This is a genomic window from Kocuria sp. KH4 (genome assembly GCF_053711175.1).
The window spans coordinates 1-384 of the sequence record NZ_JBSJYX010000081.1 but is presented as its reverse complement, the minus strand read 5'-3'; the positions used below and the strand labels follow the sequence as shown (position 1 = coordinate 384).

Genomic DNA, 384 nt, shown 5'->3' with positions numbered 1-384 from the left:
GTCGAGGCGGTCGGCGCTCTCGCGGTACTTCAGGCCGGCGTTCTTGAGCTCGAGGGCGCGATCCTGCCGGGCACGAGAGCGCTTGATGAACTCATCACGCGGTTCAGCGGCGATGCGACGAACGGTGCGGGTGGATCAGCCCAGGGCTTCTGCTCCCTCCTTGGCGGTGACAGTGCGCCGTGCGGGTGTCTCGGCAGTCATCGGAAGAGCTCCTTGGATGCGTGGGTGCGGTCGTTGCGGCGTTTGTCAGCAGCGCGTTGAGCGCGGCGCTGTTGGTGCTCCGGAGCGGTCCAGGCTTCGCGTCGTTGGTGGGTGAGGTCTGGGGTGAGGTTGCGCCAGGTCCAGCGGGCGAGGGTCCGGGCCAGGTGCAGCACTTCCACCTCG

The 384-nt window shown here is 68.0% G+C and carries 1 protein-coding gene; it reads right to left on the bottom strand.

Going from position 1 to position 384, the window contains the following annotated elements:
* Positions 1 to 197: 197 nt before the first annotated feature.
* Positions 198 to 384, bottom strand: a 187-nt coding sequence (locus ACWCOM_RS18565; RefSeq protein WP_454550214.1) for a hypothetical protein, incomplete at its 5' end; no start/stop codon positions are given.